Here is a 16435-nt window from a genome sequence, read left to right as displayed (position 1 = left end):
TGCGCGCCGCAGAACCAGTGGGAGTGAGCTCGCTCGCGATGGCGGCCTCGAATGCACCGCAATTTTCATCAGTTTGTAACGCCCGAGCCGCCAAATCGTCATCCCCGGTGCCTATCCTGAAACTCCCGTACTCGCCTTGGGAGACTCGAAATGGCCATGCCCTACGAAGAACGCAACAGCGCTGTCAAAACCCGTCGTCAGCAAGAAGATCAGCGCCGCATGGAATTCCGTCGCGCCATCGAAGATCGCTGCGAACGCCGTCAGCTTCTGGCCGAGATTGGCGATTTTCCAGAGCTGGAACTTAACTTTTGGCAGACATCTCCCGTAGCTTCCCGTCGAAACGCTCAACCAGCGCGCTGATCTGAATCCGTTCGCTACGGATAAACGCCAGGAAGGCGTGAGCCACCGGTGACAGGCGCTTTGCCTTGGCCTGCACCAGGCACCAGCTACGGAATAGCGGCAGTTCTTCGACCGGCAATTCGATCAGCCCACCGGTTGCCAGTTCAAGGCTCAGGGCGTGGCGCGTCAATAGCGCAACGCCCAGGCCCGCCAGTACACATTCACGCTGAGCTTCGGCAGACGAGACTTCCTGAGTCTGGTTGAAGTGCACGCGCTTCTCTTTGAAATATTCTTCGCACGCCAGCCGCGTCCCTGAGCCTGGCTCACGCAGCAGCAGTGTGTAGGGCTCGAGATCCTGCAAGCGCAGCGGCCCCATATGGCACAGCGGGTGATCCGGTGGCGCCACGGCGACGATCGGGTTGTTCAGGAACGGCAGGAATTCCAGGCCCATGTCCTGAGGCACCATGGACATGATCACCAGGTCATCGCGGTTGTCCGACAGGCGCCGAATGACCTGACCGCGATTGACCACCGTCAGTTGCAGGTTCACTTCCGGGTGCTGGCGTTTGAACGCGGCAAACAGATGCGGCACGAAGTATTTGGCGCTGGATTCAATCGCCAGCTTCAGTTGCCCCTGCAACGAGCCCTGCATGTCCGACAGTTGCATGTCGAGGTTTTCCAGGCGCCCGAAAATATCCCGACTGGCCCGCTGTAACGCTTCAGCCGCTTCGGTCATGTAGAGTTTTTTGCCGACGTAATCGAACAACGGCTGGCCAATCAGCTCTTCAAGTTGACGAATCTGTAGGCTGACGGCAGGTTGTGTGAGCGACATTTCCTCGGCCGCGCGGCTGTAGGAGCGCAAATCACAGACCTCGTTGAAGATCTGCAATTGCCGCAAAGTCATACGCATCAATGACTTACGCATTATCTGGTCGCTCTCGTCGCTGGCTGGTGAATCAACTATAAGTCTTTACTTATGCACGACCCAATTTTTATTCATTTTTGTTAATCCCTTGTGGACGCTAGTGTGGACCTGCGACCAAATTGAAACATTTGGTCACGCGTCGACCTGGGTTTAGCAGGTCGTGGGTACCACCGGCTCAAGGGAAACTCCAAGTGATAACAAAGATCCTGATCGCCAACCGTGGTGAGATTGCCGTACGAATCGTACGTGCCTGCGCCGAAATGGGCATTCGCTCGGTCGCGATCTACTCCGATGCCGACCGTCATGCCTTGCACGTCAAGCGAGCGGACGAGGCCCACAGCATTGGTGCCGAGCCACTGGCCGGTTACCTGAACCCGCGCAAGCTGGTGAACCTGGCTGTGGAAACCGGTTGCGATGCGCTGCACCCAGGCTACGGCTTCCTTTCGGAAAACGCCGAGCTGGCGGAGATCTGCGCCGAACGCGGGATCAAGTTCATTGGCCCGTCGGCTGAAGTGATTCGCCGCATGGGCGACAAGACCGAAGCCCGTCGCAGCATGATCAAGGCCGGTGTACCGGTGACCCCAGGCACCGAAGGCAACGTGTCGGGCATCGAAGAAGCTCTGACCGAAGGCGATCGCATCGGTTACCCGGTGATGCTCAAGGCCACTTCCGGTGGTGGCGGTCGCGGCATTCGTCGCTGCAACAGCCGTGAAGAACTCGAACAGGCTTTCCCACGTGTCATTTCCGAAGCCACCAAGGCTTTTGGTTCGGCGGAAGTGTTCCTGGAAAAATGTATCGTCAATCCGAAGCACATTGAAGCGCAAATTCTTGGCGACAGCTTCGGCAACGTGGTGCACTTGTTCGAACGTGACTGCTCGATCCAGCGCCGCAACCAGAAGCTGATCGAAATCGCCCCAAGCCCACAGTTGACCCCGGAACAGCGCGCCTATATCGGCGACCTGTCGGTGCGCGCAGCCAAGGCCGTGGGATACGAGAACGCCGGCACCGTGGAGTTCCTGCTCGCCGAGGGCGAGGTGTACTTCATGGAGATGAACACCCGGGTGCAGGTGGAACACACCATCACCGAAGAAATCACCGGCATCGACATTGTTCGCGAACAGATCCGCATTGCCTCCGGCCTGCCGCTTTCGGTGAAACAGGAAGACATCGTGCACCGCGGTTTCGCGCTGCAATTCCGGATCAACGCCGAAGACCCGAAAAACAACTTCCTGCCCAGCTTCGGCAAGATCACCCGTTACTACGCGCCCGGCGGTCCCGGCGTGCGCACCGATACGGCGATCTATACCGGCTACACCATTCCGCCGTTCTACGATTCGATGTGCCTGAAACTGGTGGTGTGGGCGCTGACCTGGGAAGAGGCGATGGACCGTGGCTTGCGCGCCCTGGATGACATGCGTCTGCAAGGGGTCAAGACCACCGCCGCGTACTACCAGGAAATCCTGCGTAACCCGGAATTCCGTAGCGGCCAGTTCAACACCAGCTTCGTTGAAAGCCACCCTGAACTGACCAACTACTCGATCAAGCGCAAACCCGAAGAGCTGGCCCTGGCCATCGCCGCCGCCATCGCCGCCCACGCAGGCCTGTGAGGAATAGAACAATGAGCAAACAAATCCACGTTACCGACACTATCCTGCGCGACGCCCACCAATCGCTGCTCGCCACCCGCATGCGCACCGAAGACATGCTGCCGATCTGCGACAAGCTCGACAAAGTCGGCTACTGGTCGCTGGAGTGCTGGGGCGGCGCGACGTTCGATGCCTGCGTACGTTTCCTGAAAGAAGATCCGTGGGAGCGTCTGCGCCAGTTGCGCGCCGCGCTGCCTAACACCCGCCTGCAAATGTTGTTGCGCGGCCAGAACCTGCTGGGCTACCGCCACTACAGCGACGACGTGGTCAAAGCCTTCGTGGCCAAGGCAGCGGTCAACGGCATCGACGTGTTCCGCATCTTCGACGCCATGAACGACGTGCGTAACCTGCGCGTGGCCATCGAAGCGGTGAAAGCCGCCGGCAAACACGCCCAGGGTACCATCGCCTACACCACCAGCCCGGTGCACACCATCGAGGCGTTCGTGAACCAGGCCAAGCAAATGGAGGCCATGGGTTGCGACTCGGTGGCGATCAAGGACATGGCCGGCCTGCTGACCCCGTACGCCACCGGCGAACTGGTCAAGGCTCTGAAAGCCGAGCAATCGCTGCCAGTGTTCATTCACTCCCACGACACTGCTGGCCTGGCCGCGATGTGCCAAATGAAGGCCATCGAAAACGGTGCCGATCACATCGACACCGCGATATCCAGCTTCGCATGGGGCACCAGCCACCCGGGTACCGAGTCGATGGTCGCCGCCCTTAAAGGCAGCGAGTTCGACACCGGCCTGAACCTGGAACTGCTGCAAGAGATCGGTCTGTACTTCTACGCGGTGCGCAAGAAGTACCACCAGTTCGAAAGCGAGTTCACCTCCGTCGACACTCGTGTTCAAGTCAACCAGGTACCGGGCGGGATGATTTCCAACCTGGCCAACCAGTTGAAAGAGCAGGGCGCGCTCAACCGCATGAGCGAAGTGCTGGCCGAAATCCCGCGCGTTCGTGAAGACCTCGGCTTCCCGCCGCTGGTGACCCCGACTTCGCAGATCGTCGGTACCCAGGCGTTCTTCAACGTGCTGGCCGGCGAGCGCTACAAGACCATCACCAACGAAGTGAAGCTGTACCTGCAAGGCGGCTACGGCAAGGCGCCGGGCACCGTGAACGAACAACTGCGTCGCCAGGCCATCGGCAGCGAAGAAGTGATCGACGTTCGCCCGGCCGACCTGCTCAAGCCGGAAATGGCCAAGCTGCGTGCCGACATCGGCGCTCTGGCCAAGTCTGAAGAAGACGTACTGACCTTCGCCATGTTCCCGGACATCGGTCGCAAGTTCCTCGAGGAACGCGCTGCTGGCACCCTCACGCCAGAGGTTCTGCTGCCGATTCCTGAAGCGGGTGGCGTGGCCTCTGCCGGTGGCGAAGGCGTGCCGACCGAGTTCGTCATCGACGTTCACGGTGAAACCTACCGCGTCGACATCACCGGCGTTGGCGTCAAGGCCGAAGGCAAGCGTCACTTCTACCTGTCCATCGACGGCATGCCGGAAGAAGTGGTGTTCGAGCCGCTCAACGAATTCGTCGGCGGCGGCAGCAGCAAGCGCAAGCAAGCCACTGCACCGGGTCACGTCAGCACCACCATGCCGGGCAACATCGTCGACGTGCTGGTCAAGGAGGGCGACACCGTCAAGGCAGGCCAGGCCGTGTTGATCACCGAAGCGATGAAGATGGAAACAGAAGTCCAGGCAGCCATCGCCGGTAAAGTCACCGCCATTCACGTGGCCAAGGGCGACCGGGTGAACCCGGGCGAGATCCTGATCGAGATCGAAGGCTGAGTTAACAGCCTCGATACAACGCTTTATACCTCGGGGGGGCATGTGCTCCCCTTTTTTTATGCCTGCAAATCCGTGCCTGAAAACCCTGTGGGAGCGCGCTTGCTCGCGATAGCGGAACATCAGTCTCAACAATTGCTGAATGTGATGCCGCCATCGCGAGCAAGCTCGCTCCCACAGGTACTGTGTCCCATCAGTGAAGTGGGTGTCGATTACCCGCGACACTCCACCAACGACTTCACCTGCCCCGAACCGGTCTGGTTCTCATCGCTCAGCCACTTTTCAAACCCCGCACCAATCGCCGGCCACTCCGAATCCAGGATCGAATACCACGCCGTATCCCGGTTCTGCCCCTTGACCACCATGTGCTGGCGGAACACACCCTCAAAACTGAAGCCCAAACGCTCGGCAGCATATTTGGAGCGAGCGTTGGCGTTGTTGCATTTCCATTCCAGGCGACGGTAACCCAGGGCAAAGGATTCCTTGGCCAGAAGGTAAACCGCCTCGGTGCTTTTCGGCGAACGCTGCATCGGGGCGCCGAAGGTGACGTGGCCGATTTCGATGCGGCCCTGGGCCGGGACGATGGACATCAGGCTGAGAATGCCCTGGACCTCGCCGCTGACGCGGTCGATCACGCTGAAGAAATACGGATCGCTGCTGGTCGCGTGGTTGTTCAGCCAGTCGTTGAAGACGCTGCGCTCCGGGAAGGGGCCGTAAGGCAGGTAGTCCCACAACTTCGGGTCAGCGCCCGGGCCTTGCAGGGCTTTGAACAGGTCGTCGCCGTGGCGCGCCGGGTCGAGTCTTTCCAGGCGGATGTAACGCCCTTCGAGCAGTTGAGTCGTGGGGGGCGGGACGCCTTTCCAGTCGGCGAGTGAAATCGACATGTTGTTCTCCTTGAACCTAGATGGCTTTGCGAAACTGGATGAAACCGGGGCGTTCGGCGATGCGCTCGTAGAGCTGGATCGCGGTGGCATTGGTTTCGTGGGTCAGCCAGTGGACCTTGTTGCAACCGTCGGCCTTGGCTGTGGTGTAGACGAACTCGATCAACTGGCGGCCGACGCCGGTACCACGGGTTTGCGGGACCACCAACAAGTCTTGCAGGTAGCAGGAGTTTTCGATTGCCCAGTTCGAACGATGGTAGATGAAGTGCACCATGCCCACCGCTTTGTCATCGGCCCAGGCGAGGGCGGCGTGGGTCGGTTCGCTCGGGTCGAGCATGCGCTGCCAGGTGCTTTGAGTGACGGTATCTGCAAGTTCGGTGTTGTAGAAGCGCAGGTAGGCTTGCCACAGCGGCAACCATGCCGCGTGATCACCGGCGGTGACTTGGCGAATGTCGATCTGACTCATGGTGATTTCCTTAGCGCATCAATTGGGCGAGGGTTTGGTCGTTGAGGTCGGGGCTGGCGGCCAGGCCTTTGCGCACGCCGGCGATGTCGGCGGGGCTGCGGTTCTGGCTGAGCTTGCGCTTGCCTTCCAGGCGGTCGATGGGAATGGCGAAACCGACGATGGCCTTGAGCATGCCGTCGATGTAATCGGCGGGGGCATCGGCCACTGACCACGGCTGGGCGCGGCCGGCCTCATGACGATCGGTGAGGGTGCTGACGATGTCGAGCAGCCGCCCGCCATCGCTGAATGTTTCGGCGCGACCATAGGCGTGGACGGCGACGTAATTCCAGGTTGGTACGACTTTGCCGTGTTCGGCCTTGCTCGGGTAGAAGCCAGGGCTGACGTAGGCGTCGGCACCGGCAAAAATCAGCAGGGCTTCGGCGCCGTCGCGCAGGTCTTTCCACTGTGGATTGGCTTTGGCCAGATGCCCGTACAACGTGCCGTTCGAGCCTTGCTCGCAATGCAGCAGCACTGGTACATGGCTGGCTTGCAGGCCGCTTTCACCGTGGGTCACCAATATGGCGAGACGGGTGGCGAGGATCAGTTCATGCAGTTGGGACAACTCGTCGATGGCAAAAGCACGTGGCGTGTACATGGAGATATTTCCCTTGGCGAATGTCTGCATCCTAGGCAGGCTATTGGTCTGTTGTAAGAGCCATTAATGACCAATTTCATAGGTCCATTGTGATGACTAGCGAACCACTGTCCCTGACCTTCAACCCGGCAGGTATCGAACTTGATCGCCGCCAGGGGCTGAGTCGTCAGCTCTACCAGGCATTGCGCACGCGTGTGTTGGACGGGCGACTGGCCAGCGGTACGCGTCTGCCTGCCAGTCGTGATCTGGCATCCGCGCTGGCGATTTCCCGCAACAGCGTAGTGCGCGCCTACGATCAGCTTTACGCTGAAGGGTTTATCGAAGGGCGGGTAGGCGATGGGACTTATGTCGCGCAACTGCCCCAGGCAACCGTGCCGGCAAAAAAACTATCCACAAAAGTATCCACAGGGTTTTCAACAGGGTTACCCACAACCTTATCCACAAATCGGCTCGATTTACCTGTGGATTCATCCAGCAAAGTTATCCACAGTGGTGCATTGACTCGCGTTGAAAAGAACCATTTACCCATGCCACCCAGTGGTCCGCCCAAGGCTTTTCGGGTTGGTGTTCCGGCGTTCGATCTGTTTCCGTTCGAGGTCTGGGCCAAGCTGAATGCGGCTTTCTGGCGTAAACCGGATTTCCAGCAGCTGTGCTACGGCGACCCTGCAGGTGATGCGCGCTTGCGGGGGATGATCGCGGCGTATCTACGCAGCTCGCGGGGCATGCAGTGCACGGCTGAACAAATTGTGATCACCAGTGGTGCGCAGCAGGGAATCAGCCTTTGTGCACAGCTACTGGTGGAGCCGGGCGATGGGGTGGCGATCGAAAATCCGGGCTACCGTGCGGCGGGTCATGCCTTCGCCGTGGCCGGGGCGCGCTTGCACGGGGTAGCGGTGGATAGCGAGGGAATCAACTGCGGTGAGCTGGCGGGGCTCAGTGATTGCCGCCTGACCTATGTCACGCCGTCACATCAATACCCGACTGGCGTGGTGATGAGCCTCGCTCGCCGTCTGGAGTTGCTGGCCTGGGCCGAGCGCACCCAAGGCTGGATCGTCGAGGATGATTACGATGGCGAGTACCGCTACAGCGGTGCGCCATTGGCGCCTTTGGCGGCACTCGATCGTCATGGGCGAGTGTTGTATGTCGGCACGTTCGGCAAGGTCGCGTTTCCGGCGTTGCGCCTGGGTTATCTGGTGTTGCCAATGGGGCTGGTGGACGCGTTTTCCCAGCGTCGTGCCGTGGATGTGCGCCACTCCGAGGTCAGCACGCAGGCAGTCATGGCCGAGTTCATGGCGGCCGGACACTTCCAGCGGCATATCCGCCGCATGCGCCGTGCGGCACTGAGTCGGCGCAATACGCTGCTCAGTGGTTGGCCGCTGGATATCCCCGGCGTTGGCCCGTTGCCCACAGTCGCTGCCGGGCTGCACATGACCGTGCCAGTCGAAAGCGTGGCGCGCGAACAGGAACTGATCGAATTGGCGCGCAGTGTCGATGTCGAGATCAACGGTTTGAGCAGCTATTGGCTGCCGGAATCCACCACGCCCTTCGATCAACGCGCCGGGTTGGTACTGGGCTTTGCGGCGGTGCCCGAAAAGTCGGTCGAGGCGGCGCTGGAGCGATTGCGAGAGGCGTGGCGCGCTCGATGAAGCGGGCGGACCAGCAGTCCGCCCGCAGTCGTTCATCAGGGTTGAGTTTCGAGTTTGAGGAACAGATTCGGGTCGCTGATACGTCGCAGCACGTAGTCGATTGGCGCCAGAGTCGTGAGTACCTGGCGGCGTTCGGTCGTGAACTGCTGCAGATGCGCTTCGGCGATTTTCAGGTGCGCCGCCGTGAACTGCTCCATCGGCGCATCAAGCGAATCGTAGTGAAAGTGCGCAAGCCGCAGAGGCTGATCCTTGTTGGTGGTGTCTAGCACCTGGTACTCCTGGAAATAATCCCTGCGCTTTTTGGTCTTGATTCGTCCCTGTTCGTTGCGGACGATACGGACCTGGTCGTTGTCCAGCAGCCACTGCAAGTACGCCTGTCGGGGCTGTCGATCCTTGATCAGGCTGGCGCGAATACCGATGCCTTGAGCGCGTAGCTGGACGGCGGCACCATTGAGCTCCGAGCTCGGACCAGCGCCTGGGTCAGCGACTCGAACTGTGTGGGCATGGCCACGAGCGTGCCGTCGCGGACCCGCCATTGAGGCGTGCCGATCATGGTTTGGTCGGGGGCCGATCTCGCGCTCGGGTTGCAGCACCTTCAGCGCTTGGCGCAGTAACAGCGCGGCGACGCTATCGACAGTGGGACCCCTGCAGGTCTGGTAATTCACTTGGCTCTTTTTTAGCAAGCCGGGGGTTTGGGTATTCTCTGGGTGGTCTGTCATCGTCATTTTCCTTTTTGACGTGGCGGCTTACGAAAAGAACAGTGAGCGCGCCAGTTGCGGGCTGATCGCGCTGCGATAGATGGCGATCACCTGGCTGCTGGAAGCGGAATTAAGGTCGCTCCCTCCGGCCATCATCCGTTGATCACGCAGTTTCAAATGGGCGGCGGTAAACGCCTCGACAGGCGTATCAGAAGCGGCGTAGTGAAAATGGGCGTACCACAACGGTTGCCCGGTGCCTCGCTCGCGAATTTCGTACTCCTGCAGGTAATCCTTGCGCGGGCCTTTGAGTCGGCGTCGTTCACCACTGCGCACGACGTCGATTTCATTTTTGCTTGATAGCCATTCGATGCGGGCGGCCGTGGGCGGCTGTTGCTTGATCATCTCGACCCGGATCCGGTAGCCCTCGGCATACAGTCGATCACGTGCCGCGTTCAAGTCAGCACCCAGTGTTGTCGTGGTGTCGGTCGTATTCGAAGCGGTCAGGGTCTGCTCGAGCGTCTTCGCGCTTTTGTCGAGCTGCTCGGCTTTGTGCTGGAACAACTCTTCGATTTCCACCGGGATACGGCCGGTTTTTTTCGCGCTCGCTTCGGTTTGCCGGATGAAGTTGTCCACACCGTCGAGCAGTGTCTGGCCTTGAGCGATTTGCGTGTCGAGGTCAGGCGCCTGGACGGTTGGGCGGCGACGTCGGGGTTGCACGCGCTCAATCCAGACGCCGGGTGTTTTTTCGTGAAAGGTGGCGATCACTTTGCCGGTCAAGGGGGATTTCACATCCAGCAGGATCGGTTCTCCCGATGCAGAGGGACGCACTTCGCCCACAACCGTACCCTTGAAGCGTGTCTTGACCACCCGTTTGCGCGATGCCGATGCGGGCTTTGATGGGCCGGGTCGGGGTTCTACCGGCCGTTGTTCGCGCAGCAGTTGCGCCAGATTGGCTTCGGTGTCCTGCTGGAATTCACTGATCCGTGTACGTACGTGTTTGAACGGTTGCTCCAGAACCGCGTCCTTGTGGGTGAGGCTGAAGTCTTCAAAGGCTTGGTCGATAGCGGCAAACTGTTCGAGCATGCCGTTGAGGCCTTCGATACGTTCGACTGCCGCCCAGGCACTGTTTTGCAGCATCAGTTCTTGCGAGGTCTGTATGACCAGGTTGGTGGTATCGAGCAAGCGCTCGAACGCGCCCCGGGCGTCGATCAGCGCGGCACTGTTACCTTCTTTCAGACAGACGTCGCGGGCCAGCGAAACCTGAAGCGCCTTGAGATCGTTAACGCTGAAAGCGGGCAGTTTTGCCCGGTAGGTACTGGCCACTTCCGCAGCATTTCTACCGAGTCGACTCAAGTCATGGAGCCGCGATTGGGCAAACTCTATTTTGCCGATCACACCCTCGGTCAGGTCGACCATTTTCCGGTAGGTTGCAGAATTACCGGTCCCGCCTGCCGTTTCCTCGGCATCGAGCAGCGCCAGGCTTTCCCTCAAGGTCTGCGCAAACGTTGCATTGTGCTGATCGAGCCACGTCTGGTTGAAGAACAATTGAGTGCCGAGCATCTCGACCATGGCGGTTCGGTAGTTGGGCACCGTTTCGAGCAGGTTCAGCGATTTCAACTGCTCGATAGGGGCGGCGTATTCCTGGGTACGGCGCTCGAGCTTCTCGAGGAACTGCGTTTGCGCGGCCGACAGTGCTTCGTCACCGACTGATTTTTTCATGGCGTTGTGGGCGTCCGTCAGCTCTGTACGTGCCCGCTCGCGTTCATTGTCAAACTCGGCCAGTTGCTTCTTGAGTTCGGCGATGCGTGCACGGTTTTGTTGCTTCAGTGCCTTGCGTCGGCTCGACAGACCGCCGCCGCGCAGGCGCAGGCGGGTGTCGACGAACCAGTCACCCCGTTGGTTGCTGATCAGCGCCGGACCGCTGCGAACGGGCTGCTGACGAGAGTCGATGATCGACACTTCGCCCGTGTCCTCGACGGCCACCTCGAACCAGCGCTCGCCCACCGGCGCATAAAAGGTGTTTTCCTTTCGATAGAGGTGGCGATAGACGCCGTTACCACTATCGGGCGGTGTGAGCTGTTCGGGTGGAGTGACCTTGAACTGATCCAGGGTTTTTGTCAGGTCCAAGGCCGCATCGGTTGCCACTGTCTGGCGATGTTGCACAGGAGGGGGCTCGCTGACGATGTCGGGTAATTGCACGACGGTCACAGGTTGTCGGGCCGGTTTTTCCGGTCGCTCGGTCGCTGTTGCAATGGGCTTTTCCTGGGCCCTGCGCGCAGGCGGATTACGCGTACTGGCGTGATGGGCAAGCACCATGGCCAGGGTCAGCAACAGGTCGGTCATGGCTGATTTCTGCTGCTGTTGGTCGCCACTGTCGGCAGCATCGAGGGTTTGCTGCAAGTCATCCAGTACTTGCCAGATCCAGGCGGCCGTCCCGACGGTTCGACCAAGAAAGGGCAGCGCCGCGTTAAGCAGCGTCCAGGCTGTCCGCTTGAAAATCGCCCAGCGATTTTGCGCGCTGGACAACGATTGCCGTTGCGCCAGTTCGACCAGTGCATTGACGTTGGCCTTGTACAGGACGGCCAGGTAATTGCCGCTGAGAACCCGCGAGCCGAGGGAAATCGGGCCGCTCATTTGCAGGGAGGTCAGCGGGTCGGCCAGCAGTTGAGAAATGCTCCAGACCGAAGGTCGGTCCCCGGTGAACGCATAGTTGGCGTAGTTGGCGCGGGCGTCGTCCGACAGCCAGGCGAGAACGGAATGGCGCAACGTCGGCGAGTGTTTGATGGCGTAGACCAAATTGGCCGGCGTTGGATACTGGCTCAGCGGTTGCTCAAGCATTGGCCGGTAAAGCAAGCACGGTCCCTTATCCGTCTGCCGGGGCCCGATCACGAACATGTTGGTCACTTCATCGGCGGCGCCACCGATGCGCCAGCCTGGCGCGAAGGCCAGTGGGCGAATCACGATTTCCTGGCCATCCACCCAGCGATTTGCGTCGAGCACTTGCACCACGGCGGCGACATAGCGATAACCGGTTTCGTCGATGCCATGCTGCTTGCGAATCTTCAGCTGCAAGGCCAGCAGCGGTAACTCGACGCGCAAATGGCTGGTGAACAGGTTTTGACGCCGCAGGTTTTCCACGGGGTCGGCGAGCAGTTTGCTTTTGATCAGCGCCGGGTAGTTCTGGCCGATGTCGACGCGTGTAATCAGTTCCTCCAGATAGCTCACCGTCATCCACTGCGGCAGCGCGGCGGCGCTGGAACTGCGTACGAACTTGTTGCCTTGCGGCAGGGCAATCAGGTTTTGCAGCGCTAGGTCGACCAGGCTCAGGGTGGTGCGCTCAGGGTCCACCGTTGGCACAAAGCTGCCCCAGACCACCAGGCTATCGACCACGATCTCGATGTCCGCCAGGTTCAGATGTGCGGCATCGGCATGTTGCTCGAGCATGACTTCGCGCAATCGATCCAGCGCAAATTCGCGGATCGGTTTGAGCCCGTCCAGAAAGGACTTCCCGGCGTTCTGATTGCGCACCGTCACCAGATCCATCAGATGACGGCTGTAAGCGGTGAGATCAGTGGATGACGCATCGGCCATCCAGTCTGGCAGCGATTGCTCGACCTGATTGAATCGCGAGGATGACTGTTTGTCCGTCGGGTCGAGTTCTTTGGTCGTACGGCTGACGTGGGGCGCCAGGTCCAGGTTTGCCGCCGCGGGTTCGTTGGCCAGCGCACCGATTGCATCGGCCTGCAGAGCTATCAGGTTGCACGCCAGGCGGTCGAAATAATTGCCCGGCGGTTCGATCAAGCGCCAATGCAGGACATTTCCCTGTACTTGCCCATCGGTGTCGGCCAGCAACGACGCGCCCAGTTCCTGCAAGGAGTCAAACGCCTGGAAGCCACGGGTGATGGTGTGAGTGAGAACCAGGGTACGGCTACCCAGCGTCCCGATCAGTACTGCCGTGTCGACGATGTTAATGTGCGTCGAAGCCGCGCCGCTTTGGCCGTCCAGGTCGATCAGGCAGGCGCGTGACTGATAAGGGTCATGCGCACGACGTGCGTTTTTGTCCGGGTAGGCGAAAAGCTTGCCGGCCATGGCGTGCTGGTCGCTGTCCCAGTCCGGGTTGGCTTCGATGTTCCACAGGTCGCGCAAGGATTTGGACAGTGCCTGCCAGCGTGGAGCCGATGCGCGGGTGAACTGGTTCCAGTAATCGACCTGCTGCTCTTGAAACGCGACAAACAGCAGCGGCGCCAACTCGTTGAGCAGACGCCCGATGGCATCGATGCTGACGGGCAGTTGCGCCGGTGTCTGCTCCTGGGGTTGCAGCGTGAGGTAGTGCTCGCCGTCGAGGTAGACCACGGGTGTTCGCGCTACGCCATGGCGCACCAGTGCGTCTGTCAGCGACTCGAAGTGCCTTGGCCCGGGCTCGACACTGCCATTGTGCAAGATCCAGGTCGGCGTCACCACCATGGCCAGGCGGGGATCGATTTGCAAATTCGGGTACAGCGCTTTCAGGGCTGGTTGCAGCGCATGTGTGGCGACTTCCCTGATCGAGGGGCCGGTTACCAATTGGGTGAGAAGGGCATCTTGATCAGAGGGGAGGCTGGTTTCAGACGAAGGGCTGGAGGTACTTGTCATGGTCACATCCTTTGTGAGGGTAGCAGGCACCGTGGAAGGTTCGGTGCGCGGTCCATTGCAAAGTAGCGACGGGTATAGCGGCGTTGGCGGTAAATAAATATCGCGGGCAAAAAAAAGACCTGCGCAAGCGCAGGTCAGGATAAACCCGCGTCGGTTATCAGGTGCCCGACTTGATCTTGGTCCAGGCCCGGGTCCGCGCGCGCTCGGCATCGCGCGGCAGCGGTTGCAGGGTGTAGAGCGTACCCATCGCCGCATCGGTCGGGTACAGGTTCGGGTTGTTGCGGATTGCGGGGTCGACCAGTTCCGTGGCGTCCTTGTTCGGGTTCGGGTAACCGACAAAGTCACTGACCGGTGCAATCACCTGCGGCTGTAGCAGGTAGTTGATGAAGGTGTAGGCGTCTTCGGGGTTTTTCGCCCCCTTCGGAATCGCCAGCATGTCGAACCAGATCGGCGCGCCTTCCTTCGGCAAACGCATGTCGACGACCACCCCATTCTTGGCTTCCTTGGCGCGATTGGCGGCTTGCGAGAAGCTGCCGGAATAGCCGACTGCGACACAGATGTCACCGTTGGCAATGTCGGCCATGTACTTGGACGAGTGGAAGTAGGTGATGTATGGACGGATCTTCATCAGCAGTGCTTCAGCCTTGTCATAGTCCGCAGGCTTCTTGCTGTTGGGGTCCAGGCCGAGGTGTTGCAGGGCCAGCGGCAGGATCTCCGAGGGCGAGTCGAGCAGGGCGACGCCGCACTGCTTGAGCTTGCTGATGTTTTCTTCCTTGAAGATCAGGTCCCAGCTGTCTACCGGCGCGTCGGCGCCCAGGGCTGCCTTGACCTTGTCCGGGTTGAAGCCGATCAGGATGGTCCCGTACATGTACGGCACGGCAAATTTGTTGTCCGGGTCGTTGGCTTCGATCAGCTTCATCAGCTTGGGATCGAGGTGGTTCCAGTTCGGCAGCTTGCTGCGGTCCAGGGGCTGGAATACGCCGGCTTCGATTTGCTTGGCAAGGAACACGTTGGACGGCACCACCACGTCGTAGCCGGAGTTGCCGGTCAGCAGCTTGGCTTCCAGTGCTTCGTTGGTGTCGAAGATGTCGTAGACCAGTTTGGTCTGGGCGTTCTGGGCCTTGAAGTCTTCCAGGGCCTTGGGGGTGATGTAGTCGAACCAGTTGTAGACGCGCAGCGTGCGTTCTTCAGCGTGCACGGCACCACCGAGCAGCGTGGCGCACAGCGCGGGAGCGATAAAGCGCTTGAGTCTGTTCATTGTTGTTTTCCTCACTGAGCGCTTTCAAAGCCTTCGAGTACGTTCACGGCGTTGATGCCGATTTCTTCCACCGCATAACCGCCTTCCATCACGAACAGCGTTGGCTTGCCGAGGCCGGCGATGCGCTTGCCCATGGCCAGGTAATCCGGGCTGTCGAGTTTGAATTGCGAGATCGGATCATCCTTGAAGGTATCGACGCCAAGGGACACCACGACGATGTCGGCGCCATAGCTTTCGATCTCTTTGCAGGCTTGTTCCAGCGCTGCGCTCCAGGTATCCCAGCCTGAACCGGCGGCCAACGGGTAGTTGAAGTTGAAGCCTTCACCGGCGCCTTCGCCCAGTTCGTCTTCATAGCCTAGGAAGAACGGGAACTCGGCTTCCGGGTGACCGTGGATCGAGGTGAACAGCACATCGCTTCGCTCGTAGAAAATCGACTGGGTGCCGTTGCCGTGGTGGTAATCGACGTCGAGGATCGCGACTTTTTTGTGGCCCTGATCGAGGAACGCCTGGGCAGCGATGGCGGCGTTGTTGAGGTAGCAATAACCACCCATCAAATCGCTGGCGGCGTGGTGTCCCGGTGGACGGCACAGGGCGAAAGCAGAACGGGCGCCGCGCTGGATTTCAGCTTGGGCGGTGAGCGCGACTTGTGCTGCACTGTACGCCGCTTGCCAGGTGCCGGCGGTGATCGGGGCGCCGCCGTCGAAGCTGTAATAGCCGAGTTGGCCGTGCAGGCTGGTCGGTTTGATCGCACGCAAGGTGCGTGCAGGCCAGGTGTAGGGCAGCAGGTCACCGTCGGTGTTGAACTCGGTCCAGCGTGCCCAGGCACCTTTGAAGAAGTCGAGGTAGTCGCGGCTGTGAATGCGCGCGATGGGCTCAAGACCGAAATCCTTTGGCGCTTCGACCGGGCCAAGGTTTTGGTTCTGCACGCGTTGCAGCACATGATCGGCGCGCGATGGCATCTCGAAGCACGGCTTGAGCTGGCCGTCGATGAGTTCGCAGCGGCCATGGTGCAGGTGGTGATCGTCAGAGTAGATCGTCAGCATTTGTTGTTCTCCGCAGGGCTGATTCGGTTGCCCCCAGTGTTGCGGCGCACGGCGAATCGGAGAACGGCAGGAAAGGCCAAAAGGGGATCAATACGGCCAAAACATTTGACCGAAATTCGCCCCTTGATAATGCGGAGCTCTCGCGGCCGCCATCGCGAGCAAGCTGAACCGGTCAAGTAATCCCGGACACCGGTTACGGTGCTTATGCCGCCTTTTGCTCCATGGCTATTGGCGACAGATAGTTGTTGTAGCTGTGGAGCCTCGTGCGGTTGTAGTACATGAAGAAGCGCACCATATCGGTTTTTGCTTCCTCGATCTTGCTGTAGCCACTACGAGGCACCCATTCTGATTTCAGCGTGCCAAAAAATCGCTCTGTTGGAGCGTTGTCCCAACACTGCCCGCGATGACTCATGCTTTGCAATATGTCTCGACGCTTCAGTTCTTCCTGAAACTTGCGGCTGGTGTACTGACAGCCCTGATCCGAATGGA

The 16435-nt window shown here is 59.9% G+C and carries 13 protein-coding genes; 4 read left to right on the top strand and 9 right to left on the bottom strand.

Annotated elements, in window-relative coordinates; all coding sequences use genetic code 11:
• The first annotated feature begins 150 nt into the window (after positions 1-150).
• On the top strand, positions 151-360 hold the full coding sequence (locus KGB29_RS26980) for a PA3496 family putative envelope integrity protein (protein ID WP_085723603.1): 210 nt from the start codon (positions 151-153) through the stop codon (positions 358-360).
• Here the strand turns inward: KGB29_RS26980 and KGB29_RS26975 are convergent.
• Positions 302-1264 carry a LysR family transcriptional regulator gene (locus tag KGB29_RS26975; RefSeq protein WP_154909768.1) on the bottom strand — a complete coding sequence of 321 codons (963 nt, stop codon included), beginning with the start codon at positions 1262-1264 and terminating at the stop codon, positions 302-304. The two genes, KGB29_RS26980 and KGB29_RS26975, sit on opposite strands and share 59 nt — an antisense overlap.
• Before the next feature lie 191 nt (positions 1265-1455).
• On the opposite strand from KGB29_RS26975, the gene KGB29_RS26970 reads away from it, so the two are divergent.
• Entirely contained in the window at positions 1456-2871 is a 1416-nt protein-coding gene (locus KGB29_RS26970; RefSeq protein ID WP_150812699.1) for an acetyl-CoA carboxylase biotin carboxylase subunit, read from the top strand.
• Positions 2872-2882: 11 nt separating this feature from the next.
• On the top strand, positions 2883-4691 hold the full coding sequence (gene oadA / locus KGB29_RS26965; RefSeq protein WP_150812700.1) for a sodium-extruding oxaloacetate decarboxylase subunit alpha: 1809 nt from the start codon (positions 2883-2885) through the stop codon (positions 4689-4691).
• Between the two features lie 209 nt (positions 4692-4900).
• On the opposite strand, the gene KGB29_RS26960 is transcribed toward oadA, so the two are convergent.
• Genes KGB29_RS26960 through KGB29_RS26950 form a run of 3 tightly spaced genes read right to left on the bottom strand, consistent with a single transcriptional unit; the run spans position 4901 to position 6669 of the window.
• Positions 4901-5572, bottom strand: coding sequence for a GNAT family N-acetyltransferase (locus tag KGB29_RS26960; RefSeq protein ID WP_154860865.1), 672 nt, complete (start codon positions 5570-5572; stop codon positions 4901-4903).
• A 16-nt stretch (positions 5573-5588) separates the two neighbouring features.
• Entirely contained in the window at positions 5589-6035 is a 447-nt protein-coding gene (locus KGB29_RS26955) for a GNAT family N-acetyltransferase (protein WP_154860866.1), read from the bottom strand.
• A gap of 10 nt (positions 6036-6045) precedes the next feature.
• Complete coding sequence (locus KGB29_RS26950) at positions 6046-6669, bottom strand: FMN-binding negative transcriptional regulator (RefSeq protein WP_154909770.1); 624 nt, start codon at positions 6667-6669, stop codon at positions 6046-6048.
• A gap of 92 nt (positions 6670-6761) precedes the next feature.
• On the opposite strand from KGB29_RS26950, the gene KGB29_RS26945 reads away from it, so the two are divergent.
• The gene (locus KGB29_RS26945; RefSeq protein WP_154860868.1) at positions 6762-8315 is read left to right on the top strand and encodes a PLP-dependent aminotransferase family protein; all 1554 of its coding nucleotides are present in this window, start codon (positions 6762-6764) and stop codon (positions 8313-8315) included.
• Positions 8316-8350: 35 nt separating this feature from the next.
• On the opposite strand, the gene KGB29_RS26940 is transcribed toward KGB29_RS26945, so the two are convergent.
• From KGB29_RS26940 to KGB29_RS26920, 5 genes are all read right to left on the bottom strand, one after another.
• Positions 8351-9034, bottom strand: coding sequence for a hypothetical protein (locus KGB29_RS26940; RefSeq protein ID WP_150812703.1), 684 nt, complete (start codon positions 9032-9034; stop codon positions 8351-8353).
• Between the two features lie 27 nt (positions 9035-9061).
• The gene (locus tag KGB29_RS26935) at positions 9062-13645 is read right to left on the bottom strand and encodes a dermonecrotic toxin domain-containing protein (RefSeq protein ID WP_154947935.1); all 4584 of its coding nucleotides are present in this window, start codon (positions 13643-13645) and stop codon (positions 9062-9064) included.
• 157 nt (positions 13646-13802) lie between these two features.
• A complete protein-coding gene (locus KGB29_RS26930; RefSeq protein WP_154860871.1) occupies positions 13803-14903 on the bottom strand; it encodes a polyamine ABC transporter substrate-binding protein in 1101 nt (366 codons plus the stop codon).
• 11 nt (positions 14904-14914) lie between these two features.
• Positions 14915-15946: a histone deacetylase family protein gene (locus KGB29_RS26925; RefSeq protein ID WP_150812706.1), complete on the bottom strand. Its 1032-nt coding sequence runs from the start codon at positions 15944-15946 to the stop codon at positions 14915-14917.
• A gap of 202 nt (positions 15947-16148) precedes the next feature.
• Positions 16149-16435: integrase core domain-containing protein (locus tag KGB29_RS26920; protein ID WP_223508139.1), on the bottom strand; the 287-nt coding region annotated here is incomplete at its 5' end.

This window comes from Pseudomonas sp. BF-B-30 (assembly GCF_019956305.1).
Taxonomy (GTDB): domain Bacteria; phylum Pseudomonadota; class Gammaproteobacteria; order Pseudomonadales; family Pseudomonadaceae; genus Aquipseudomonas; species Aquipseudomonas jessenii.
Note: the sequence above shows the minus strand (reverse complement) of the source record. Positions and strands in the feature narration are given on the sequence as shown.